Raw genomic sequence first — 23,255 nt, 5'->3', positions numbered from 1 at the left:
CTACATTGAGTTCACATCCTGTCATTCAAGAACTGTTTGATCGTCCTATTGAGCGAAAGCTGTGGGTGGCACCAATGGCAGGCGTCACTGATCGGCCGTTTAGAACGCTGTGCAAATATTTTGGCGCAGGCCATGCAGTCAGTGAAATGATGACCTCGGACAAGACTTTGCGCATGAGCAAAAAAAGTCTGTATCGGGCCAATTTTGATGGCGAAATCGCGCCGATTTCTGCACAAATTGCCGGCTCCGATCCGGCTGACCTAGCCGAAGCTGCGCGTTATCAGGTGGCCAATGGTGCACAGATTGTCGATATTAATATGGGCTGTCCTGCCAAAAAAGTATGTAATAAGCTGGCCGGTTCGGCGTTGCTGCAAGATGAAGATCTGGTCGCCCGGATTTTAGATGCAGTTGTAGAAGCAGTCGATGTGCCGGTAACCTTAAAAACCCGACTCGGTTTTTTAAACGGTCAGGAAAATATTCTGCGTGTGGCCAAGCGTGCGGAACAGGCCGGTATTGCCGCACTGGCCCTGCATGGCCGTACCCGTGAAGATATGTACCTGAACACGGCGCGTTATGAGTTAATCAAGCAGGTTAAGGCCGAGCTGAATATCCCGCTGATTGCCAATGGCGACATCGACAGTCCGGAAAAAGCTAAAATGGTGCTGGATTATACCGGTGCAGATGCGATTATGATTGGCCGTGCGGCACAAGGCCGTCCCTGGATTTTCCGTGAAATTGCCCATTATCTGACGACCGGTGAACATTTGGCTGCACCGAGTATTGAAGAAGTCAAACAGGTATTGCTTGGGCATTTATCTGAACTTTATAGCTTTTATGGAGAATATTCAGGCTGCCGTATTTCACGTAAACATATTGCCTGGTACACCAAAGGACTGCGTTCTAGCAATGAATTCCGCCAGAATATGTACCGTGTGGAAAGCACGGCCGAGCAGTATCAGGTGGTGGAAAACTATTTTAATCAACTGTTAGAACATGGCAACATCATGAGTGATGTGCAGGTTGAGCAGGTGAATCTGTTAGAAACCAAATAATTAAATATCTATCATAATTGTGGCGCTTCAGAGCGCCATTTTTTATCCCCGACTTTATCAAATGGAGCGTAAACCTCTGTCTTTCAGGTCAGAGATATAAGCGACACGACATGAAATGTCGTTTAATTGCTAAAAAACAATATATTAAGCCTAATATGAGCTAATATAAGCCCATGAAAACACTTAAATTACGTATAAAAGACAAACATTGTAAGGTGCTAGACCAATTGGCATCTGAAGTTAATTTTGTCTGGAACTATGTCAATGATTTGTGTTTCAAACACCTACAGCGCAAACAACAATTCTTTTCAGCATACGATATTGCTAAATACACGAAAGGCGCATCAAAGGAATGTAATCTTCATAGCCAAACCATTCAGGCTGTAACAGAAGAATTGGTCACTCGCAGAAAACAGTTCACAAAATCAAAGTTGAGATGGCGTGTCAGTAATAAGAAATCAGCAAGAAGATCACTAGGTTGGATACCCTTTAAAAAGGTCGCTATTAAATACGCCGATGGATACGTTCAGTATGGCAAGCATCAATTCAAGCTATGGGATAGTTACGGACTATCGAAATACAGCATTAAAACAGGCTCATTTGTAGAGGATAGTCGTGGACGTTGGTATGTCTGCTTAGTGGTTGATTCACCCAAACAAAACAAACCTACCGCCACAAAAGCCGTGGGTATTGATCTAGGCTTAAAAGATATTGCTACCTGTTCCGATGGCACAGTCATCAGTAATCCCAAGTTCTATCGAAAATACGAGCAAAAGCTCGGTATTGCTCAGAGAGCGAGAAATAAAAAGCGTGTCCGTGCATTACACGCCAAGATTGCAAACTGTCGTAAAGACCATTTGCACAAGGCTAGCACCCAGCTGGTGAAAGACAATGCACTGATTGTCGTTGGTGATCTAAGTGCGAACAAACTTGTAAAAACTAAAATGGCGAAATCTATTTTAGATACAGGATTTTCAACACTCAAAACCATGCTCAAGTATAAATGCGAGAACGCAGGGGTCATGTTTGAGGAAGTCAACGAGAGATTCACAACCCAAACCTGTTCGAGCTGCGGTGCAATCACCGCAAGCAGTCCGAAAGGTAGAGCAGATTTGCGAATAAGAGTATGGGAATGTGAATGCGGAAGTGTAAATCAACGCGATTTAAACTCCGCCAAGAACATACTTGCGCTTGGGCATAAGCGTCTAGCAGTAGGAATCACCCTCCTTTCAGGTGGGTGAGGATGTCAACCGTTTACAATCTCTACAGACCTGAACACAGGGCAACATACGCTCACTGAACACGGACAGGACTTGGACATTGCAGGGCTTGGCTTGCTCTATGCTAGGTAAGTCTTCACTTGGCAAGATGATATTCCAGTCTTGTTAATAACAATGATCCAGGGAGTTTCAACATGACCAATACTAATCGTCCTGTGACTCAATTTAGCCATAAGACCTCAACAGAATTACCACAAGAACGAAGCCAGGGTTTAAATGTCGACCCGACCGATGTCAATGCACGTCCAGATTTGGACACCAATCGTGTCCCGGATATGAATGAAGCAGGCGATCATCCTGTTGGCACCAGTGTCGGTGTATTAGGGGGCGCGGCAACCGGTGCGGCCGTGGGTGCTGCAGCTGGACCGGTCGGTGCCGTAGTGGGCGGTATTGCCGGTGGTGTGGTCGGTGGATTGGCCGGTAATGAAATTGCCGATGCGATTGATCCGACTGCAGAAGATGTGTACTGGCGTGATCAGTACCAGAACCGTCCATATTATAATGAAACCCGCAGTGTCTATGCCGATGTCGACTATGATCGTGATTATCGCGGCGCCTATCGTCTGGGCTATGAAAACCGGCCTTTATATGAACAAAATGTCGATTTTGACCGGGCCGAGCCAGAACTGCGCACCAAATGGGAACAGATGAAAGGCGATTCCCGTCTGAACTGGGAAGAAGCAAAATTTGCAGCCAAAGATGCCTGGCAACGTGTCACCCGTTAAAGCATTCAAGACACTATCAGGCCAATAAAAAACATCTCCGCGGAGATGTTTTTTATTGTTCTCGCTTAGTGACTGGTCATTTCCAGCACCAGTTGATTAATTAAATCACCGGCTTCCATGTCACGAATCAGGCCCACGTTGGCACCGGCCCAGAATGCGCCAAATCCCTGTTCGCCTTGCTGGCTGGCTGCGGCATGTAACTGCTTGCCAATATCATAAGTATACGGATAGGTCGGTACCGGCGGACGGTTTGGCGTATCCACCAGACGGTGCCACTGATTGACCAGACCACGTGCCGGACGGCCGGAAATTGAATCGGTAATTTGGGTACAGCTCTGGCTAAATAAAGCCTTGCGATACGCCTCATTGGCATTGGAAGATTTACATTGCACAAAGGCGGTCCCGAGCTGTACCGCGACTGCGCCAAGGTTCATGACACGTTGTGCATGTTGACCATTCATAATTCCACCAGCCGCAACCACCGGAATCTGACAGTGCTGGGTCAGTAAAGTCACTAAATCTACCGTGCGGATACCGCCATCAATAGCGGCATTAAACAGGCCACGATGACCGCCAGCCTCTACGCCTTGGGCAATAATAATATCAATACCCGCCGCTTCAATGGCTTGTGCTTCGGCCAGATTGGTGGCAGAGACCATGGTGATAATCCCGGCCTGTTTTAGCGCCTGAATCTGATGCGCGTGCGGAATACCAAAATGAAAACTCACCGCCTGAGGACGGGTTTCCAGCACCAGATTCAGATAATCATCATTGCTTAAAAAACTAGGATACAGATTTTTGAGCTGGATCGGCAGCGCTACGCCATAATGGACAAAATGCGGACTTAAATAATCCAGCCAGACCTGAGCCGCAGCTTCATCCAGCGGCTCGGGTTGATGACAGAAGAAATTGACCTGAAAAGGGCAGTCGGTCAGGTCCTGGGTTTTTAAAATCTGTTCTCGGGCAGACGCCACTGAACTGGCCCCTAAACCCAGTGAACCCAAGCCGCCCTGGTTGGAAACTTCGGCAGCCAGTTCAGGTGTCGAAACACCGGCCATCGGCGCTAAAAAAATAGGATGTTTAATGCCGAGCTGTTCCAATATAGACATGCGATTTCTCCTTATTCTTCCTACACTTTGCCCAAGCTGAACAAAATTAGCAAATCATAATCATTATTTATTTTTTAAATAATCTGCCGGTTTTTACACAGCAGTTACATTCGTTGCGACAAGCTGGGTCGTGCTAACGCATCGGCTTGCTAGGCGCAGTATTTTCGCTTTTTTATAATCAGCTTATCTCCTAATTTCTGCTGAAACGCATGTCTGAACGTATCCGTGAAAAACTGCAAATTTTAGCCGATGCTGCCAAATATGATGTGTCCTGCTCATCGAGTGGCAGTCGGCGCAAAAATACAGATAAAGGGCTGGGCAATACCGGTAATGGCATCTGCCACAGCTATACCGAAGATGGGCGCTGTGTTTCGCTACTTAAAATCCTGTTCTCCAATGTCTGTATTTATGACTGTGCCTATTGCGTGTCGCGGCGTTCCAATGATGTGAAACGCGCGGCCTTTACCGTACAGGAAGTGGTTGACCTGACCATAAATTTTTACCGGCGTAATTATATTGAAGGGCTGTTTTTAAGTTCCGGTATTTTTAAATCGGCCGATTACACCATGGAACGAATGTTACAGGTGGTGAAAAAGCTGCGGCTGGAAGAAAACTTTAATGGATATATTCATTTAAAAACCATTCCCGGCGCATCTCAGGAAATTATTACCGAAGCTGGTTTATATGTTGACCGGATGAGTATTAATCTGGAAATGCCGACCGAAGCCGGACTACAGCAGTTTGCCCCGGAAAAAAGTCATGCCGAAGTGCAGAAGGATTTGGGTATTGTCCGCGATCGCCTGATTCAACTGAAAGATGAATCGAAAATCATCAAATCGGTACCGAAGTTTGTTCCGGCCGGACAAACCACGCAGATGGTAGTGGGTGCACATAATGAAACCGACCAAGACATTATTATGATGGCCGATCGGCACTACAAAGAATTCAAGCTAAAACGGGTTTATTTTTCTGGTTATATTCCAATTAATACACAGGAAAAGGCCTTGCCCGCTGTCGGTTCAGCGCCGCCGTTGCTGCGTGAAAACCGGCTCTATCAAAGTGACTGGTTAATGCGTTTTTATGGTTTTGCTGCGCATGAACTGGTGGATGATCAACATCCCAATTTAGACCTGGATGTCGACCCGAAATTGGGCTGGGCACTGCGTCATCCAGAGGCTTTTCCGGTAGATATCAACCGTGCCGACTACCAGTTGATTTTACGGGTGCCGGGTATAGGCGTGCGTTCGGCGCAGAAAATTGTGCAGGCGCGCCGGTTTGGGCACATTCATATAGATCAGCTAAAACGCATGGGCGTGGCCTATAACCGTGCCCAGCATTTTATTCGCTGTGCCGACAGCCCGAAATTTAAAAAAGAGCCGCCAGCGCAGCAGATTCGCCAGCAGATTTTACAGTCGGGGCAATCCAAATATCAGCAGCAGCTCTCGCCACAACTGGGCTTTGCTTTTTAATGGCCACCTACTGCTTTGATGGCACGCTCACCGGCTTGCTTTGCTGTGTGTTTCGGGCATTTCGCTTTCAAGAGTTTGATGTACACATTACCGCCAATCCGCAGTCCCAGCATGGCCTGTTTGATGAGTTTATTGTCGTGTCTTCACAGGATGTGCAGGGGCAGCGGGTCTGGCAGGGCTTGAAACAGAAAATCCAGCCCGGCAGCTTGCGTCAGTTTTATCTGTGCTTTTTGTCGGAGCAGGAACAGGCCTTTCAGCATCTGTTTGATTTTTGCATTTATGTTTTTCAACACGGCCATGCGGTGGATGGTAATTATGGCCATCCGGCGGTGTTGGGCATGGCACAGTGGGCCAAGCAGGTGGGCCGGGAAAAACATCGCATGGAAGCTTTTGTACGCTTTAAAAAATGTCAGGATGGTCTGTTCTTAAGTCTGGTGCGGCCAGATTTTAATGTATTACCGCTGATCGAGCGGCATTTTAAGGCGCGTTATCAGGATCAGCGCTGGCTGATTTATGACGAACAGCGTGATTACGGCATTTATTATGATCTGGATGATGTGCATCAGGTTCAGATGAATGCCCGGCAGCTGGATCTCCAGCTGGGCAGTGGCCACAGTCAGGCCTTTAGTATCGAGCTGGATGCTGAAGAATTTTTATATAACCAGCTGTGGAAAGATTATTTTCACAGCGTCAATATTCAGGCACGGCAGAACATGAAGCTGCATATTCAGTATGTACCGAAACGTTACTGGCGCTATATGAATGAAAAGTCGCTCTAACTTTCATCCCGGCCGGTTTCATCAGTATAATGCCCGGGTTGTATCGTGGAAAAGGTAAAAGCATGAAGGGGTATGTAGGGGCTGTTTTGCTCACAATAACAGGTTTGACAGCATGTGGACCACATGAGGCAGAGCAGGTACAGGTCCAGCCTGAACAGTACCAGGTGGCCAGTGCAGAGCAGCTACAGCAGCGCTTTAGTGCCTTAAACCGTCAACTGGAAGCCGATTTTCAGCAGTTTAAGCAGCTGGAAAGTATTGCCTTTGCCCAGCAGTTTCCTTTAGATGCCGATAATCTGATGACCTTGAACCAGCATCTGGTCAGCAGTACCGCCTTAAAGCCGACCAAAGCCGGCTATTGCGATATGATGAATGGCTATTTTGCCGAGATGTATCGTCTCGGACATTATAATCTGGAACTGCTTGATCAGATCCAGCTGCCCCAGGCTCAACAGGAAAATTTAAAGCAGAATTTTGCCAATGCCGACAATTTTTATGATTTTATTTTAAACCGCTATACCAGCTATCGTCAGGTGCAGCAAACCATGAATTATGGCTGTAACCTGAAAGCGGCTTTACAGTAAACACAGCCCTAAGGTAAAAAAACCGCCCGATTTGCTGGGCGGTTTTTTTATAAAGGTGTGACATGGAACAACGAGCCAATCCAGTGTGCGAATAGCATGGCCACCACGCCCCAGACCGTGACCCGCAAGCTGCCTCTGAGCATGGAGGTGCCGGCAAAATAGCTGGACAGGGCACCGAGTAAGGCCAGCGATAAGACACCTACAATCACAATGCTTCGGTCCAGATAATCCACCGGACTAAAGACAATGGTCAGTAAAGGCAACAGCGCCCCTAAAGAAAATGCAATCGCCGAGGATGCCGCCGCCTGTACCGCATTGGCGGCAGTATTTTCATGAATGCCGATTTCATCGCGGGCGTGGGCGGCTAGGGCATCTTTGGCGGTCAGCTGTACCGCCACTTCATGCGCTAGCTCAGGCGTCAGGCCGCGCAAGGTATAAATATGGGTCAGTTCTTTTAGTTCCAGATCGGGGTTTTTACGCAGTTCTCTGGATTCCATGTGCAGATCAGCCTGCTCGATATCTTCCTGGGATTTGACCGAAATATATTCGCCGGCAGCCATGGAACTAGCGCCTGAAATCAGGCCGGCAATACAGGTAATCAGCAGGGTCTGGCTGGAAGCACCACTGGCCGCCATCCCGATCACCAGACTGGTCACCGAAATAATCCCATCATTGGCTCCCAACACCGCAGCACGTAACCAGCCCGTTCTTAAAATATAATGTTTTTCATGATGATGTGAATAACTCATAGCCCGCCTGATTTCTTATTGTATGCGGCTATCTTAACCCAGAGATGCAAAAAGCCCCAACTTTTGGGGCTTTTTTAACAGCGAGTCAGGAATTAACAGCCGGTCAGCTTTTCCGGTTGTGGGCGTTCTTCCGGGAAGAAGAATGGACGCAGTTTGACCCCAATGCCATTGCCAATAAAGGCAAATACCAGCCACAGCCAGCCATGTAAACTGCCAGAGGCAATACCACTGAAATAGGCGCCAATATTACAGCCATAAGCCAGGCGTGCGCCATAACCTAACAGCAAACCGCCAACAATCGCTGCCATCAGCGAGCGTTTTGGAATATTAAAGTTCGGTGCGAATTTACCGGCCAGACTGGCTGCCAGCAGGGCGCCGAGCATAATCCCGAAGTTCATCATCGAGGTAATATCAAACCATAACGACTCTGTCAGTGCTTTGGCATTGGCTGGTTGCTGCCAGTAGCTCCAGGAGGCTACATCAACACCCACAAAACTGGCCGATTTGGCGGCCCAGACGGCCAGCGCAGAGGTTACGCCCCAAGGACGTCCAGCCAACGCAAGAGTAGCGAAGTTCAGCAGGGTCAGGATGATACCGCCCCACACCAACGGCCACGGGCCACGTAAGAAGCGTTTCCAGCCCTGATACTGTGCAGCCGGTTCAACCTCCAGACTGCCATGACGTTTCTTTTCATACCATACGGTAACCAAGGCAATCAGGGCAAACAGCACAAAGTTCAGCAATAACGCCGGCATCACACCTAAGCTGGTGACCAGTGAAATAGGTGCCAGATGCGGCAGGTTAAACCACCAGTCTAAATGCGTGGTGGCAATCAGTGAGCCTAAGCAGAAGAATACCAGTGTTACCAGCATGCGTGCGCTACCACCACCCACGGTATACAGCGTACCAGAAGCACAGCCGCCGCCGAGCTGCATGCCAATACCAAAAATAAAGGCACCAATCATCACCGACATTGACACTGGGCTAACAAAACCATTGACCGGATTGCCAAACAGTTCACCTGCACCTAAGGCTGGGAAAAACAGCAGTACTGCCAGACCAAGCATGATCATTTGTGCACGCAGACCGCGACCACGACCTTGCTTGATAAACACCCGCCAGCTTGAGGTAAAACCAAAAGAAGCATGGTACAGGGTCATCCCCAGTGCACCACCAATCAGGAATAATAGTGCCTGGTTAATGCCCACCACCTGATAGGCGCCAATACAGCCAATAAACAATAACACCAGCGCGACCCAGATCGAGCGATTCGACCGGTCGGCTTTTGCAGCAATAATAGACATAGACAATAACAGGGAGAGAAATCAGAATCCTGAGTATTTTAGTGGAAATTTAAACTTTTAACCTGACAGAAACAGTCATTTAAGCTATTTTTAATTTGAAATTTCTAATTTCAAATATTAGGGTCTGTTGACATTTACTGTGCAAAAAAAATAGCGAGAAAGTAGAATTTAATCGCCAAACCAAATCTACTCCTCGCTATGCCTCGTACAATGTTGACTGATCAACACTGGTCTAAGTTAGAAAACATTTTCCGTAATTTTCGTATTTATCTCAAACAAAATCTTCGAAATTTTATTGAAGCTATTCTTTATAGAATCCGTACAGGCTGCCCGTGGCGGGATTTACCTGCTGCCTTCGGAAAGCCAAACTCCATATTCAAGAAATTTTCCCGGTGGTCGAAAGATAATAAGTTATTAAATCTCATGGGAACCCTGTTCAGTTTTTGATAGAGGATGGTACGACCCATGATGTAAAAGTGGCACCGAAATTAGTTAACAATATAGACCTGCACGAGACAGAAATTCTCTGTGCCGATAAGGGTTATGACTCTGAATCCTTGAGAGAACAGATAGAAAAAACGGGGACTCAAGCTAATATTCCCAAGAAATCCAATACACTTTCAAATAATGATCATGTGGATTGGTATTTTTATAAAATCAGGCACTTAATTGAGAATGCCTTTGCTAGATTAAAGCAATTTAGAGGAATTGCCACACGCTATGACAAGCTAAAGCAAAGCTATGAAAATTCTGTTGCCTTAGCTTGTATCTTTATTTGGCTACCATTATGAAATGTCAACAGATCCTAGTAAAATGAATAATAAAAAAGCTCCCGGAAGGGAGCTTTTAGCGAGGAAGTGAATTTTATTGCTGGGCTTCTTCACGCACGTTCGCAGCACCTTGTTCAACAGCACCGGCTGCGGTTGCAGTTGCATCTTTGGTGGCTTCCTTGGTTTCATCCCAAGCCTGACTGGTTGCCGCAGCAACATTATCCGCGGCCTGATCTAACTCTGCAGCAGCTTCATCCGTTGCAGCATCCATTTCAGCTGAAGCTTCTTCAGCAGCACCGGAAATATCATGACCTGCCTGTTCAGCAGCATTTTCCAGATGCTCGCCAGTGGTTGCACCTGTTTCAGGCGCCTGATCACGGTTACAGCCCACTAAAGCAACGGTAGCAGCAAGACCTAAAGCAACAAGTAATTTATTCATTGTCATATTCCTTTTAATTCTATTCTCAAGGCAAATATCCACAACAGCAGTGAATATTCAAAAATATAAACCAGTTCCGATCTGGCAATAGATAACAAATTGTTGATTAAATGTAAGAAAATGAAATACAAAAAAAGCCTATAGCGTAGTGCACGCTATAGGCTTGTGGTGTTCTAGAGTTAATTCAGCAGAATTATTGCCCCGAACGGATGATGTAATCAAAGGCAGACAACGATGCTTTCGCGCCTTCACCTGTGGCAATAATAATCTGCTTATATGGGACTGTAGTACAGTCACCCGCCGCAAATACACCTTTGACGTTGGTTTCGTTGCGGTCATTAATCACAATTTCACCACGGTTGCTCAGCTCAACTGCTGTTTCTTTCAAGAAGTCGGTATTTGGCAATAAACCAATCTGTACAAAGATCCCTGCCAGTTCAACCGTATGCTCTTCATCTGTTGCACGGTCTTTATATTTCAGCGCTGTCACTTGTGAACCATCACCGACCACTTCTGTCGAAAGCGCATTTTTAATCACTGTGGTATTTGGCAAGCTGTTTAGCTTGTCTTGCAATACCTGGTCGGCACGTAATTTGGTATCAAATTCTACTAAGGTTACATGCTCAACAATACCGGCCAAGTCAATTGCGGCCTCTACACCCGAGTTACCCCCACCAATGACTGCAACACGTTTGCCTTTGAATAAAGGACCATCACAGTGCGGGCAATACGCCACACCACGGGTACGGTATTCTGCTTCACCTGGGACATTCATCTCTCTCCAGCGTGCACCGGTTGAAAGCACCACAGTTTTCGATTCCAGCTTGGCACCGTTTTCCAAGGTCACTTCAACTAAACCGTTGGCTGTTTCATCTGCACCTTTAATGTCAGATACACGTTGCAGGTTCATGATGTCGACGCCGTATTCACGTACGTGTGCTTCCATTTCGGCTGCGAATTTTGGACCTTGGGTTTTCTTGATTGAAGTGAAGTTTTCAATGTCCATGGTGTCCATCACCTGACCGCCAAAACGTTCCGCCACGATACCGGTGTTAATGCCTTTACGTGCTGCATAAATCGCTGCAGTGTTTCCAGCAGGACCACCACCAATCACCAGTACATCAAAGGCAGCTTTGGCATTCAGCTTTTCTGCTTCTTTGGCTGCAGAGTTAGTATCCAATTTGGCAATGATTTCTTCCAGTGTCATACGACCCTGACCGATGTGGTTACCGTCCTGGAATACCATAGGTACTGCCATGATCTTACGTTCTTCCACTTCATCCTGGAAGAAAGCACCATCAATCATGGTAGCAGTAGTGCCGGGGTTATAAATCGCAATCAGGTTCAATGCCTGCACTACATCTGGACAGTTGTGACAGCTTAACGATACGAACACATCAAAGTCCGATTGGATGCCCAAGTCTTTAATAGAAGCTAATACTTCATCAGACACTTTTGGTGCATAGCCCGAAGTTTGTAACAATGCCAGAATCAAAGAGGTGAACTCATGGCCCATTGGCAAACCTGCGAAGAATACACGCGGTTGCTCACCGGCTTTGGCGACACCAAAGCTTGGTGCACGTTTGTTGTTACCATCGAAGCGTGCAGTCACCTGATCAGACAGGGCGGCAATTTCAGTTACCAGTTCTTTGATTTTGTCTGATTTGTCAGAGCTATCTAAAGTGGCCACTAATTCGATTGGACCTTCAAGGCGTTCTAACAAGGCTTTTAATTGGGCTGTAGTATTTTGATCTAACATTGCTAACGTCTCCAGAGGAGTAAAATGTATTTGATAAAGACATGATAGAAGAAAATATTTAATTGGTGAAACGGTTTGTTTTTATCAAAACAATCGGTTTTTTAAATCAAATAATAAAAATCATGTATTTATGCGGAAGTTGCACATAAAAATGTATGGCTTTATCTTCTAAGATGTGGCTTGTCACTGGAATTTTCAAGAATTGACAATAAGAAAATCAAAGATTTGCTATTTGTGACTAAAACTAGGCATTATCCTGAGCAATGGCATTTAAAATTACAAAGGTGAGTATCAAGATGAGTTTAAGCCGAGGCATTTATCAGCATTATAAAGGGCAGTTGTATCAGGTGTTGCATGTGGCCACGCACAGTGAAACCGAGGAAAAGCTGGTGGTCTACCAGTGTTTATATGGTGATTATTCCATTTGGGTTCGACCACTGAGCATGTTTACCGAATCGATCAGTCTGGAAGATGATCGTGAATTACCGCGTTTTAAACTGGTTCAGGAAATGATGTGAGAGGTGAAATTGCTGCACCTCAATTCAAGGTCGCAACGAGATCTTGTTAAAGTGTAAATCGTACTCCAGATATTTTTGCACAAAAGCAGCTTTATCATGACTGCGTAGCAGATTGTTATAGATAAATTCTGGCACAGGATGATAAAGCTCTGCCAACCCATTGTTATAAAATATTTTTAAGTAGCGTGTTGAGGTATTGTATTTGCAGAAGGTTACAGTCAGGACAGTTTCCATTAGCCATTCCTCCTTTATTGTGTTTGGAATCGTTATAGTTTGACCATATGCCAAATGCAGAGCCGGATGTATTACTGATTTGTAAGAATTTTCAACTTTATCCGCGAAAGTCGAGTGTTGTGTGCCAACACTCCCGGTCAAAGCGCAGCGTATGGGGACAATCTGCACCACGGTTGCAGCAACACTAAACATTCACTGCAAAAAACTACACTCAGAAAAATCAGAATCTTCTAAGCTGAGCGGCATCTCTGTAATAAAAACAATCGACTGAGCCATTCTCATGCAACTTTTTCAGTGCAGTTATTGTCAGCATCCGATTTATTTCGACAATACCCAGTGTACCGTGTGCCAGCATCATTTAGGTTTTGATGCGCAATATATGCATATGCTGGCGTTGCAACCGGGTCAGCGGGCAGGGGAATTTGTTGAAGCGGTCACGCAAAAGGCTTACCGTTTTTGCCAGAATCATCAGCATCAGGTCTGTAACTGGATTATTCCGTTTGACAGTCCGGAGCAGTTTTGTCCGGCCTGCCGTTTAAACCGGATTATCCCGGATTTAAACCAGCCGCAATATTACTGCCGCTGGCAAAAAATCGAGTTGGCCAAGCATCGCCTGGTCTATGCCTTGCTGCGCTGGAATTTGCCTTTACTGAGCAAGCTGGAAAGTCCTGAACGTGGGCTGGTGTTCGACTTTAAGGCCAATCCGAATGATGATCGTGCTCCCAAAGTCATGACCGGCCATGCCAGCGGGGTGATTACTTTAAATATTGCCGAAGCCGATGATGTCGAGCGGATGATGGCCAAGCAGAATATGGCCGAAGTGTACCGGACTTTGCTGGGGCATTTCCGGCATGAAATTGGCCATTATTATTGGGAGGTTCTGGTGGCCAACAGTGATTATCTGGCACGCTTTCGGCAACTGTTTGGAGATGAGCGCGCCTGTTATCAGCAGGCGGTGAAGGACTATTATCAGCACGGCGCACCAAGCAACTGGATGGATGCCTATATTAGTGCCTATGCCACCATGCATCCGTGGGAAGACTGGGCGGAAAGCTGGGCGCATTATTTACATATTGTTGATGTGCTGGAAACGGCAACTTCTTTTGGCATGAGTATTCATCCGCAAATTGTGCATGAAGAGCAGCATTTTATGTACTTCAAGCAACGTGAAAATCCGTATTTTTTGACCGACTTTAACGAGATTTTTCAGGCCTGGTTGCCAGTGGCTTTTGCCATGAATAGTGTGAATCGGAGTATGGGGCAGGAAGATTTTTATCCCTTTGTGATTAGTCCGAAGGTGATGGAAAAATTACAACTGATTCATCAGGTGATCCATGGTTTGCCGCCAGTTTCGGACAATCCAATTCCTGTAGATGGTTAATGCTTGATCCATCATCAAACCCTCATCTATCATAAAATCATCCCACCTTATAAACGGCGGCATTGTCCTGTTTTATCGCCCTGTACCGTGTTACGTCCACCCACCGGTGGTGTCGCGTTATTTTCACATTCCAGATTGCCATCGACCTGATTACGGCTAATATTCAGCGTACCCCGATTGTTTTTGAGCTGGATATTGCCATTTACACGGTTATTGTGCAGCTGGGTCAGCTTGCCGCGTTCCAGTTGAATATTGCCTTCAATGCGGTTATTGGTCGCCACCAGCTGTGCAAAACGGCCTTTGGATTCCAGATTGCCATCAATATGGCTGTTTCGGAGAATGGCTTTGGCACCATCGGCCAGCATGACATTGCCATCGACCTGCACATTAATTAAGGTGCATTGCTTGCCAACGAAAATATTGTCGGAAATCGAACGATCTTTTAAGCTGCCGCTACACTGCACATCAGCCCAGGCCGGCAGGGACAGGGTGGTGAATAAGGCTGCAATTAATAGGGTTTTCATCGGTCTATCCATAGCGCATTTTTCAGTAGCTTAATCAACGCAGATGAAAATAAAAAGAATCTACAGCAGCTAAAATTGAGTAAAAATGTAAGCGCATCAATAAAAAAACCACGCGATCAAGCGTGGTTTTTTTCAATCAGTTTAATCTAATACAGATTAGATTTTACCAACTAGGTCGATTGAAGGAGCAAGTGTTGCGTCGCCTTCTTTCCATTTTGCTGGGCAAACTTCACCTGGGTGAGCGTGAACGTATTGAGCAGCTTTTACTTTGCGAAGAAGTTCTTGCGCGTCACGGCCGATACCACCCGCGTTGATTTCGATGATCTGGATTTTGCCTTCTGGATCGATGACGAAAGTACCACGATCAGCAAGACCGTCAGCTTCAATTAATACTTCGAAGTTTTTAGACAGTGTCCAAGTTGGGTCGCCAACCATTACGTATTGGATTTTTTTGATTTCTTCTGAAGAATCGTGCCAAGCTTTGTGCGTGAAGTGAGTGTCAGTAGAAACTGCATAGATTTCAACGCCTAATTTTTGGAATTCAGCGTAGTTGTCAGCAAGGTCACCAAGCTCAGTTGGGCAAACGAAAGTGAAGTCAGCTGGGTAGAAGAATACAACTGACCATTTGCCTTTAAGATCAGCTTCAGTTACTTCAACGAATTGACCGTTGTGGTAGGCATTTGCTTTAAATGGTTTAACTTCAGTATTAATTAAGCTCATCATTGTCTCCATGATTGAGGTTTGTTTTGAATTTCAATTAGATTATAGAAATTTGCTTTATTGCTGAAATGGTATTTTTACATTACCACCATCGGAAAAACCGAATTGATGATTGTTTAAGCCATATTCAGGCGGTGTGTATTATTATGTAGCCGAAAAATATGATGACCACATGACAATTAAAAAGTACACCTTTTTCATTCCTCATCAAACATGATGTCAAGCTCGGTAAAATTCAAGGGTAAAGCAAAAATATTTTTTATTTTTAGGCAGACTGCTTGGAAATGTTCGTCATCGTCACAATCTAGAAGCCACCGTACTCAGTTTGCGGACAGCGGATTCGCTGTAAAAGCAGACAGGCTGGAGGGTCTGTTCGTTCATTTCATGGGCGGATTCTTCCGCTGGTTGTCATTACAGCGTAAAATAGCCGATTGATATTTTTTTATTTAAATTAGGAATCTTGTTCTGTGCAGAGTCATTTAAATGTAGATCAACTCGTTATGGCGCGTGACCGTCATCGTTTAAATCGACTGCGTAAAGGAAAAGATGCAAATGAAAAACAATATTCTGAGCTATTTGAAAAATCCAATCTGAAAGTTCGGGAACGCCTGGGCCGTATTCCAAACATCAAACTGAATCAGGATTTGCCGGTCACCCAGTATGCCGACAAGCTGGTTGAGGCAATTCAAAAACATCAGGTGATTATTGTGGCGGGGGAAACCGGTTCGGGGAAAACTACCCAGTTGCCGCAAATTGCCATGCTGGCCGGGCGCGGTTTAACCGGTCTGATTGGTCATACCCAGCCGCGTCGTCTGGCCGCGCGCAGTGTCTCGCAGCGGATTGCCGAAGAAGTCGGTGAAAAACTTGGTGAATCCATTTCCTTTAAAGTCCGTTTTAATGAACAGGGCTCGCAGGATTCGCTTGTCCGCTTAATGACCGATGGTATTTTATTGGCAGAGCTGGCCAATGACCGTTACTTAAGCAAATACGACACCATTATTATTGATGAAGCGCATGAACGTTCTCTGAATATTGACTTCATCATGGGTTATTTAAAGCAGCTGTTGCCACGGCGTAAAGATCTCAAAGTCATCATTACCTCAGCGACTTTGGACGTAAACCGTTTCAGCAATTACTTTAATGGCGCGCCGATTTTTGAAGTCGAAGGGCGCAGCTATCCGGTTGAGGTACGTTACCGTCCCATTTCCGAACTGAGCATTGGCGGCAGTGATGATGATGAGTTTGATGACTTTGAAGAAAACCTGCCGCGTGCAGTGGTGCAGGCGGTGGAAGAATGCTTTGCCGATGCACAGGAAAAAGGTCATCCTGAACATGCCGATATTCTGGTGTTTGCCAGCACCGAGCAGGAAATTCGTGAATTACAGGAAACCTTAATCAAGCATGGCCCGCGCCATACGGAAGTGTTGCCGCTATATGCACGTCTGGCCCTGGCCGAGCAGCAGAAAATCTTTAATCCATCGGGCGGTGGCCGACGGATTATTATTGCTACCAACGTCGCGGAAACGGCGTTAACTGTACCGAATATCCGCTATGTGATTGACAGTGGTTTTGCCCGGATTTCACGTTATAACTATCGTTCACGTGTACAGCGTCTGCCAATTGAAGCAGTTTCGCAAGCCGCAGCCAACCAGCGTAAAGGCCGTTGTGGCCGTATTGCACCGGGTGTCTGTATCCGTCTGTATTCGGAAGAAGATTTCTTAAGCCGTCCGGAATTTACCGAACCGGAAATTAAACGCACCAACTTAGCTTCGGTGATTTTGCAGATGCAAAGTCTGGGCCTCGGTTCGCTGGAAGATTTTGATTTTATCGAGCCCCCAGATCATCGACTGGTCAATGATGGTCGCAAGCTTTTGATTGAGCTTGGCGCAATGACGGAGAAGAAAGCGAATCCGTCTAAAGCGACTGACGAAAATAATAATCTCCCTCTGTCTAAAAGAGGGGTTGGGGGAGATTCCTTAACCAAAATTGGCCAGCAAATGGCAAAAATGCCGATTGATCCACGTCTGGCACGAATGATTCTGGGTGGGGCACATTTTGGTGCCTTAAATGAAATTCTGGTAATTGTGGCGGCACTGGCGGTGCAGGACCCACGGGAACGCCCGGCCGACAAACAGATGCAGGCCGATCAAAAACATGCCTTGTTCCGTGAAGCCGATTCCGATTTCCTGTTTTATCTCAAACTCTGGGATGCCTTGCTGGCCAATCGTGACTTGAGTGAAAACAAGCGCCGCAGTTTTGCCCGTAATCATTTCCTGAGCTGGTTGCGTTTACGTGAATGGAAGAAAACCCATGAGCAGCTGGTCGATCTGGCACAGGGTTTAAAACTGTCTTTCAATGAAAAGAAAGCCAGTTATGAAAATCTGCACCGGGCTTTATTAACCGGACTGTTATCGTTTATTGCCAATAAAACCGATGAACGTAATGTGTTTATGGCGGTGCGTCAGCAAAAAGCGCGGGTTTTCCCAGCCTCAACCTTGCATAAGACCAATACCCCGTGGGTGATGGCCTTTGAGATGGTGGAAACCTCACAGGTGTATTTGCGAACCCTGGCCAAAATTGAGCCGGAGTGGATTCTTCTGGCGGCGCGTGATCTGTTAAAACATCATTATTTTGAGCCGCACTGGTCGAAAAAAGCCGGGGTGGTCAATGCTTATGATCAGATTTCACTGTTTGGTTTAATCATCGAACCGAAACGTCAGGTGAATTATGAAAAGGTCGATCAGCCGGCGGCGCATGAGATTTTCCTGCGCGATGCCTTGACTACCGGTAACTTGGGAATTATGCCGCCGTTCTTAAAGCATAATTTACTCAAACTGGAAGAAGTGGAGCGGGTCGAAGACAAGCTGCGCCGCCGCGATCTGGTGGTAGATGAAGAAACCATCTATCAGTTCTATGCCGCAAAAGTGCCGACAGATGTGGCCAGCCGCCGTTCTTTTGAAGACTGGCGCGCGACCGTCGAGCCGAAAGAGCCACGTTATTTATTTGTTGATGATGATGCCTTGTGGCTGAATGATCGCCCGACCACGCAGCAATTCCCGGATTATCTGCGTAATGGCGAATTGCGTCTGGCGGCCAGCTACCGTTTTGATCCGAGCCATGATGAAGATGGCGCAACGGTAAAAATTCCGGTTCAGGCCCTGCCACAGGTCGATGAAAATATCTGGTCATGGGGGATTCCGGGCTGGCGTGAAGAGCTGATTGAAGCGCTACTGAAAGCCTTACCGAAAGATAAACGCCGTAACCTGGTGCCAATTCCGGATACTGCGCGCAAACTGACTGCGCGAATTGATGCGACACATCTGCGTGAGCATATTTTCAGCTTCCTAGCTTTTCAGCTGCGCGGCGAACAGATCACTGAAAAAGACTTTAGCTTTGAACGGATCGATCAGTATCTGCTGCCGTTTATTAAAGTGATTGATGAAAAAGGCCGGGTCATCGAACAGGGCCGTGACCTGAGTGAGTTGAAAGCCCGCTGCCGCACCGAAACCCATAGTCCGGTGAAACAGCTGAAAGGTGAATTTAAAACCTTCCCTGACAACTTTGTGTTTGAAGCCTCGCAAAAAGTCACTGGCGTGGTGGTCAAGCAGTATCAGGCGCTGGTACCGACCAAAGACTTTGCTGCGCTGGAACAGAAAGATGAATCTGGTGTGGTGATTCAAACCTTTAATGATCAGGCAGAGGCAATTAAACAGCATCGGGCCGGCGTGATTCGCCTGATTCATATGCAGCTGGGCGATTTAATCCGCCAGCTGAAAAAACAGATTTCTAAACCGCTGGCGCTGGCTTATTCTCCGTTGGGCGATAAAGCACAGCTGGAACAGATGCTGGTCTATGCCACCTTGCAGATGTCAATTGATGACTTGCCAGTCAACGCTGAACAGTTCCAAACGCTGCTACTTGAGGTAAAAAAATCATTCCTCAGTCATGGACAGAAAGCGCTGTTCAGCTTTAATGAGATTTATATTCAATGGCAGGATATCCGCCGTAAACTGCTGATGCTGGATGAGTCGGTCTTTGCCAAAAATATGGATGATATTGAAGATCAGCTGGACCTCATGAACCTGGCCGATTTCGTGTATAACAAGCCAGCAGACGTCTGGAGCGAATATCCACGTTATCTGAAAGCGCTGGTGCTGCGTTTGGAACGTTTGCCGAATAACCTGCAACGTGATGATGCCGCCATTGTGCAGATTGACCCGTGGATGGACAAACTGTTCAAGTTTAAAAATGACAGCCGCTTGAAAGAATTGTACTTTATGGTGGAAGAATTGCGCATCTCGTTATTCTCGCAGCCAATGAAGACCAAGATGCCAATTTCGCCAAACCGGCTACAAAAAGTATGGGAAAAGCTGGGAATCGGTTAAGATAGAGAGAATTTCAAAAAGGAGTTTTACATGGGCATTCGCATTACCGGTACGGGCTTATTCCATCCTGAAGATGTCATTACCAATGAAGAGTTAGTTGAAAGTTTAAATGCTTATGTGGAACAGTATAACTCGGCCAATGCTGACAAAATTGCAGCGGGCGAGTTAGAAGCACGCCGTGGCTCAAGTGCAGAATTTATTGAAAAAGCCTCTGGCGTGAAACGTCGCTACGTGTCAGAGAAAACCGGTCTGCTTGATCCAAACCGTTTACGTCCACATTTAAAAGAACGCGCTGATGATGAAATCTCGCTTCAGGCCGAGTGGGGCGTAATTGCAGCCAAACAGGCAATGGAAAATGCCGGTGTCACGGCTGAAGACATTGATGTGGTGATTCTGGCCTGCTCGAATATGCAGCGTGCCTATCCGGCGGTGGCCATTGAAATTCAGACTGCACTCGGGATTCAGGGCTATGCCTATGACATGAACGTGGCCTGTTCAGCAGCAACCTTTGGTTTAAAACAGGCGTATGATGCCATTAAAAGCGGTGCGCGCCGTGTCTTGCTGGTGAATGTCGAAATTACATCGGCACACAATGATTTCCGTTCGCGTGACAGCCACTTTATTTTTGGCGATGTTGCCACTGCGTCAATTATTGAAGACACCGACAGCAAAACCGGTTTTGAAATTGTGGACACTCAGTTATTTACCCAGTTCTCGAACAACATCCGTAACAACTTCGGTTTCCTGAATCTGTCTGAAAATGCCGATATTGATGACAAGCGTTTCCGTCAGGACGGCCGTAAAGTCTTTAAAGAAGTGTGTCCACTGGTTGCGAAAATGATTACCGCGCAGCTGGAGAAAAATGCGATTGCACCAGCCGATGTAAAACGTTTCTGGTTGCATCAGGCCAATGCCAGCATGAACGAACTGATTCTGAAACTGGTGGTTGGTAAAGCGGCTGCGGAAGCAGATCCGGCGTTGGTGCCAATTATTCTTGATGAGTTTGCCAATACTTCATCTGCCGGGGTCATCATTGCCTTGCATCGTACTACGCATGAAGTGAATGATGGCGAATATGGCGTGTTATGTTCATTTGGTGCCGGCTACTCGGTGGGCTGTATCCTGGTACAAAAACACGTGGTTTAAGGAGTACAGATTGCAGGTCCAGCATGATGCAAAATGGATCAAGACGCTGAGCGCCTTATCTAAGCGCTATTTCACGCCGACCTTTTTAGGCAGTGAATATATTGATGCATCCCGACCTGCCATGTATGTGGGCAATCATTCCCTTTACGGGATTTTTGATGCCCCCGTCATTATTGATTATTTGTTCAATGAACATCAGGTGGCTGTGGTTAGTATTGCTGACCATAGCCACTTTTATTTGCCAATCTGGCGCGATATTGTCAAAAAGTTCGGCGCAGTCGATGGCCAGCGTGAATATGTGCGTGCCTTGATGCAGCAGGGCTATTCGATTCTGGTCTTTCCGGGTGGCGGACGTGAAGTGCTGAAACATCCGGGTGAGCAGTATCAATTGATCTGGAAACAGCGCTACGGCTTTTTACAGTTGGCACAGGAATTTCAGTACGACATTATTCCTTTTGCTGCCTTTGGCCCTGATGATATTTTCGAGTTTGGTTTTGATGCCAGAACCGTGGTGCAGCATCGTCTGTTTCAGAAACTGCTCAAAGTCCCTCAACTGGATAAATTATTACGTCATGGCGATGTGATTCCATCATTACCGAAACACCTGATTCCCAAGCGGGTACCTTTTTATTTTCAGTTTTTGCCACCGGTAGAGGTCGGGCAGAGATTAGGTTCTGAAGATTTGACCACGCTGCGAGAGGAAATCGCTCAGCAAATTTACCAGAGCTTAGCGCAGCTAAAAGCCCGTTCAACTGGGCACTCATCCTCATAATAGCCGGGTTGTGCCTGAGTTTAAGCCCGCATAAGTGATTTTTGATAAAAATAACGAGAAAACTTTATGAAAAATAATGCTTAGGTTAAGATGAACCATCCTTTTATTTGAAGTCTTTTGAACAGCTATGCAACCATTTGTTCTCTATAACTCAGAGCAGCGCAAAAAAGTAGAATTCGTGCCACGCGTCGATGGACAGATCGACATGTATGTCTGCGGTATGACCGTGTATGACTACTGTCATATTGGTCACGCGCGTGTCATGGTTGCATTTGACTACATCATCCGTTTCTTGCGGAGTCAGGGCTGGAAAGTCAAATATGTACGCAATATCACCGATATTGACGACAAAATTATCAAACGTGCCAATGAAAATGGCGAGAGTATTACCGCTTTAACCGACCGCTTTATTCAGGCCATGAATGAAGATGCAGAAAACCTTGGCTGTCTGGCTCCGGATGAAGCACCGCGTGCCACTGACTATATCGACCAGATGCAAAACATGATTGGCAATCTGGTTGACAAGGGCACCGCTTATCCGGCTTCAAATGGTGATGTTTATTTCCAGGTTGAAAAATTTGCAAAATATGGCCGTTTATCCGGTCGTAAACTGGAAGATATGCAGGCTGGTGCTTCAGAGCGTGTCGATGTCGAAGTAGAGAAAAAACATCCATTTGACTTTGTGCTCTGGAAACATGCTAAAGAAAATGAACCGGCTTGGCCATCACCGTGGGGCAAAGGTCGTCCGGGCTGGCATATTGAATGTTCGGCGATGTCGACCTGCTGCCTGGGCAATCATTTTGATATTCATGGTGGTGGTTCAGACCTGATGTTCCCGCATCATGAAAATGAAATTGCCCAGTCTGAAGCCTCTACCGGTGAGCAGTATGTTAATTACTGGATGCATGTGGGCTTTATTAATGTCGATGGCGAGAAAATGTCAAAATCGCTCGGCAACTTCTTCACCATTCGGGATGTGATGGAGAAATTCCATCCGGAAGTGATCCGTTATTTCATCGTGTCTTCACACTATCGTAGTCCGGTGAACTTCTCGGATGTAGCACTAAAAGAAGCCAAGACGGCGCTGTCCCGTTTCTATCATTCATTTAAAGCCTATCAGGCCGTGTATGGCGACAAGCTGTTAGAAACGCTAGATGACACATTGGTCGAACGCTTTAATACCGCAATGCGGGATGATTTTAATACCGCGGAAGCGATTGCAGTGCTGTTTGAAGTCAATAAAGAACTGAACCGCGCGGTGAAAGAAGAAAATGCCGAACAGGCAGCAATCTTCTATGCTACCTTGCGTCATCTGACCAATATTCTTGGTTTGGTACAGCACAATGTCGATGAATTCCTGAAGTCAGACATTGGCCAGGATGCACTTGGTTTATCTGAAGAACAGATTGAAGATCTGATTCAACAGCGTAAAGATGCCAAAAAAGACAAAAACTTTGCCCGTGCCGATGAAATCCGTCAGTCTTTGCTCGATCAGGGCGTAGTGCTGGAAGATACCCGTCAAGGTACCGTTTGGCGTCGTGCTGATTAAATCGCCACTT

Annotated in this window: 20 protein-coding genes and 1 pseudogene; 13 read left to right on the top strand and 8 right to left on the bottom strand. The window is 46.3% G+C overall.

Translation table 11 applies throughout. The annotated features are described in order from the left end of the window. The first annotated feature begins 74 nt into the window (after positions 1-74). The 3 genes from dusB to GA693_RS06700 all read left to right on the top strand — a co-directional run bounded on the left by dusB (position 75) and on the right by GA693_RS06700 (position 3,057). On the top strand, positions 75-1,052 hold the full coding sequence (gene dusB / locus GA693_RS06710; RefSeq protein WP_242898263.1) for a tRNA dihydrouridine synthase DusB: 978 nt from the start codon (positions 75-77) through the stop codon (positions 1,050-1,052). Positions 1,053-1,225: 173 nt separating this feature from the next. Continuing rightward, a complete protein-coding gene (locus tag GA693_RS06705) occupies positions 1,226-2,293 on the top strand; it encodes an RNA-guided endonuclease InsQ/TnpB family protein (protein ID WP_160241193.1) in 1,068 nt (355 codons plus the stop codon). Between the two features lie 173 nt (positions 2,294-2,466). After that, positions 2,467-3,057 (top strand): hypothetical protein, encoded by a 591-nt coding sequence (locus GA693_RS06700; RefSeq protein WP_160241194.1) that lies wholly within the window; start codon positions 2,467-2,469, stop codon positions 3,055-3,057. 65 nt (positions 3,058-3,122) lie between these two features. On the opposite strand, the gene GA693_RS06695 is transcribed toward GA693_RS06700, so the two are convergent. Then, positions 3,123-4,166 carry an NAD(P)H-dependent flavin oxidoreductase gene (locus GA693_RS06695; RefSeq protein WP_127800501.1) on the bottom strand — a complete coding sequence of 348 codons (1,044 nt, stop codon included), beginning with the start codon at positions 4,164-4,166 and terminating at the stop codon, positions 3,123-3,125. Positions 4,167-4,375: 209 nt separating this feature from the next. Between GA693_RS06695 and GA693_RS06690 the strand changes: the two genes are divergently transcribed. The 3 genes from GA693_RS06690 (at position 4,376) to GA693_RS06680 (ending at position 6,995) form a co-directional block, all read left to right on the top strand. Further along, positions 4,376-5,635, top strand: coding sequence for a putative DNA modification/repair radical SAM protein (locus GA693_RS06690; protein WP_160241195.1), 1,260 nt, complete (start codon positions 4,376-4,378; stop codon positions 5,633-5,635). Further along, complete coding sequence (locus GA693_RS06685; RefSeq protein WP_160241196.1) at positions 5,635-6,414, top strand: TIGR03915 family putative DNA repair protein; 780 nt, start codon at positions 5,635-5,637, stop codon at positions 6,412-6,414. Before GA693_RS06690 ends, GA693_RS06685 begins: the two co-directional genes overlap by 1 nt. Before the next feature lie 62 nt (positions 6,415-6,476). Then, the gene (locus tag GA693_RS06680; protein ID WP_005178855.1) at positions 6,477-6,995 is read left to right on the top strand and encodes a hypothetical protein; all 519 of its coding nucleotides are present in this window, start codon (positions 6,477-6,479) and stop codon (positions 6,993-6,995) included. Positions 6,996-7,042: 47 nt separating this feature from the next. Here GA693_RS06680 and GA693_RS06675 read toward each other — a convergent pair whose 3' ends face one another. Next, positions 7,043-7,744: a VIT1/CCC1 transporter family protein gene (locus tag GA693_RS06675; protein WP_104988459.1), complete on the bottom strand. Its 702-nt coding sequence runs from the start codon at positions 7,742-7,744 to the stop codon at positions 7,043-7,045. Between the two features lie 92 nt (positions 7,745-7,836). Further along, the gene (locus tag GA693_RS06670) at positions 7,837-9,048 is read right to left on the bottom strand and encodes a YeeE/YedE family protein (RefSeq protein ID WP_005178851.1); all 1,212 of its coding nucleotides are present in this window, start codon (positions 9,046-9,048) and stop codon (positions 7,837-7,839) included. 198 nt (positions 9,049-9,246) lie between these two features. Between GA693_RS06670 and GA693_RS06665 the strand changes: the two are divergent. Next, positions 9,247-9,839, top strand: a pseudogene (locus GA693_RS06665) (IS5 family transposase). Positions 9,840-9,912: 73 nt separating this feature from the next. On the opposite strand, the gene GA693_RS06660 reads toward GA693_RS06665, so the two are convergent. Both GA693_RS06660 and ahpF read right to left on the bottom strand, forming a co-directional pair. After that, positions 9,913-10,257 (bottom strand): hypothetical protein, encoded by a 345-nt coding sequence (locus GA693_RS06660; protein WP_160241197.1) that lies wholly within the window; start codon positions 10,255-10,257, stop codon positions 9,913-9,915. Positions 10,258-10,450: 193 nt separating this feature from the next. Then, entirely contained in the window at positions 10,451-12,016 is a 1,566-nt protein-coding gene (gene ahpF, locus GA693_RS06655) for an alkyl hydroperoxide reductase subunit F (protein ID WP_005179083.1), read from the bottom strand. A 296-nt stretch (positions 12,017-12,312) separates the two neighbouring features. Between ahpF and GA693_RS06650 the strand changes: the two genes are divergently transcribed. Next, complete coding sequence (locus GA693_RS06650; RefSeq protein WP_005178842.1) at positions 12,313-12,534, top strand: DUF1653 domain-containing protein; 222 nt, start codon at positions 12,313-12,315, stop codon at positions 12,532-12,534. Positions 12,535-12,558: 24 nt separating this feature from the next. Here the strand turns inward: GA693_RS06650 and GA693_RS06645 are convergent, their stop codons facing one another. Further along, the gene (locus tag GA693_RS06645; RefSeq protein WP_160241797.1) at positions 12,559-12,768 is read right to left on the bottom strand and encodes a KTSC domain-containing protein; all 210 of its coding nucleotides are present in this window, start codon (positions 12,766-12,768) and stop codon (positions 12,559-12,561) included. Positions 12,769-13,048: 280 nt separating this feature from the next. Here GA693_RS06645 and GA693_RS06640 point away from each other — a divergent pair, with 280 nt between their 5' ends. Continuing rightward, positions 13,049-14,149 carry a zinc-binding metallopeptidase family protein gene (locus tag GA693_RS06640; protein WP_160241198.1) on the top strand — a complete coding sequence of 367 codons (1,101 nt, stop codon included), beginning with the start codon at positions 13,049-13,051 and terminating at the stop codon, positions 14,147-14,149. Between the two features lie 47 nt (positions 14,150-14,196). On the opposite strand, the gene GA693_RS06635 is transcribed toward GA693_RS06640, so the two are convergent. Both GA693_RS06635 and ahpC read right to left on the bottom strand, forming a co-directional pair. After that, the gene (locus tag GA693_RS06635; RefSeq protein ID WP_005178836.1) at positions 14,197-14,673 is read right to left on the bottom strand and encodes a hypothetical protein; all 477 of its coding nucleotides are present in this window, start codon (positions 14,671-14,673) and stop codon (positions 14,197-14,199) included. Positions 14,674-14,829: 156 nt separating this feature from the next. Next, the gene (ahpC, locus tag GA693_RS06630; RefSeq protein ID WP_005178834.1) at positions 14,830-15,393 is read right to left on the bottom strand and encodes an alkyl hydroperoxide reductase subunit C; all 564 of its coding nucleotides are present in this window, start codon (positions 15,391-15,393) and stop codon (positions 14,830-14,832) included. Positions 15,394-15,860: 467 nt separating this feature from the next. On the opposite strand from ahpC, the gene hrpA reads away from it, so the two are divergent. The 4 genes from hrpA (at position 15,861) to cysS (ending at position 23,245) form a co-directional block, all read left to right on the top strand. Next, on the top strand, positions 15,861-19,778 hold the full coding sequence (gene hrpA, locus GA693_RS06625) for an ATP-dependent RNA helicase HrpA (protein WP_160241199.1): 3,918 nt from the start codon (positions 15,861-15,863) through the stop codon (positions 19,776-19,778). Positions 19,779-19,808: 30 nt separating this feature from the next. After that, positions 19,809-20,924, top strand: coding sequence for a beta-ketoacyl-ACP synthase III (locus tag GA693_RS06620; RefSeq protein WP_160241200.1), 1,116 nt, complete (start codon positions 19,809-19,811; stop codon positions 20,922-20,924). A gap of 10 nt (positions 20,925-20,934) precedes the next feature. Further along, positions 20,935-21,696, top strand: a complete 762-nt coding sequence (locus tag GA693_RS06615) for a lysophospholipid acyltransferase family protein (RefSeq protein WP_127798774.1) — start codon at positions 20,935-20,937, stop codon at positions 21,694-21,696. A 127-nt stretch (positions 21,697-21,823) separates the two neighbouring features. Further along, entirely contained in the window at positions 21,824-23,245 is a 1,422-nt protein-coding gene (gene cysS / locus GA693_RS06610; protein WP_127798772.1) for a cysteine--tRNA ligase, read from the top strand. Positions 23,246-23,255 lie beyond the last annotated feature (10 nt).

It is taken from the genome of Acinetobacter indicus, assembly GCF_009914475.1.
GTDB classification, from domain to species: domain Bacteria; phylum Pseudomonadota; class Gammaproteobacteria; order Pseudomonadales; family Moraxellaceae; genus Acinetobacter; species Acinetobacter indicus.
This window is presented reverse-complemented; position numbering and strand designations above follow the sequence as displayed.

What these genes read in the sequence shown, in the direction of transcription:
- GA693_RS06635 (WP_005178836.1), bottom strand. Translation starts at nt 14,673, where the DNA reads ATGAAAACCCTATTAATTGCAGCCTTATTCACCACCCTGTCCCTGCCG.
- cysS (WP_127798772.1), top strand. Translation starts at nt 21,824, where the DNA reads ATGCAACCATTTGTTCTCTATAACTCAGAGCAGCGCAAAAAAGTAGAA.
- GA693_RS06705 (WP_160241193.1), top strand. Translation starts at nt 1,226, where the DNA reads ATGAAAACACTTAAATTACGTATAAAAGACAAACATTGTAAGGTGCTA.
- GA693_RS06675 (WP_104988459.1), bottom strand. Translation starts at nt 7,744, where the DNA reads ATGAGTTATTCACATCATCATGAAAAACATTATATTTTAAGAACGGGC.
- GA693_RS06690 (WP_160241195.1), top strand. Translation starts at nt 4,376, where the DNA reads ATGTCTGAACGTATCCGTGAAAAACTGCAAATTTTAGCCGATGCTGCC.
- GA693_RS06670 (WP_005178851.1), bottom strand. Translation starts at nt 9,048, where the DNA reads ATGTCTATTATTGCTGCAAAAGCCGACCGGTCGAATCGCTCGATCTGG.
- GA693_RS06640 (WP_160241198.1), top strand. Translation starts at nt 13,049, where the DNA reads ATGCAACTTTTTCAGTGCAGTTATTGTCAGCATCCGATTTATTTCGAC.
- GA693_RS06700 (WP_160241194.1), top strand. Translation starts at nt 2,467, where the DNA reads ATGACCAATACTAATCGTCCTGTGACTCAATTTAGCCATAAGACCTCA.
- GA693_RS06620 (WP_160241200.1), top strand. Translation starts at nt 19,809, where the DNA reads ATGGGCATTCGCATTACCGGTACGGGCTTATTCCATCCTGAAGATGTC.
- GA693_RS06645 (WP_160241797.1), bottom strand. Translation starts at nt 12,768, where the DNA reads ATGGAAACTGTCCTGACTGTAACCTTCTGCAAATACAATACCTCAACA.
- GA693_RS06660 (WP_160241197.1), bottom strand. Translation starts at nt 10,257, where the DNA reads ATGAATAAATTACTTGTTGCTTTAGGTCTTGCTGCTACCGTTGCTTTA.
- ahpF (WP_005179083.1), bottom strand. Translation starts at nt 12,016, where the DNA reads ATGTTAGATCAAAATACTACAGCCCAATTAAAAGCCTTGTTAGAACGC.
- GA693_RS06680 (WP_005178855.1), top strand. Translation starts at nt 6,477, where the DNA reads ATGAAGGGGTATGTAGGGGCTGTTTTGCTCACAATAACAGGTTTGACA.
- GA693_RS06650 (WP_005178842.1), top strand. Translation starts at nt 12,313, where the DNA reads ATGAGTTTAAGCCGAGGCATTTATCAGCATTATAAAGGGCAGTTGTAT.
- GA693_RS06695 (WP_127800501.1), bottom strand. Translation starts at nt 4,166, where the DNA reads ATGTCTATATTGGAACAGCTCGGCATTAAACATCCTATTTTTTTAGCG.
- dusB (WP_242898263.1), top strand. Translation starts at nt 75, where the DNA reads ATGGCAGGCGTCACTGATCGGCCGTTTAGAACGCTGTGCAAATATTTT.
- GA693_RS06685 (WP_160241196.1), top strand. Translation starts at nt 5,635, where the DNA reads ATGGCCACCTACTGCTTTGATGGCACGCTCACCGGCTTGCTTTGCTGT.
- ahpC (WP_005178834.1), bottom strand. Translation starts at nt 15,393, where the DNA reads ATGAGCTTAATTAATACTGAAGTTAAACCATTTAAAGCAAATGCCTAC.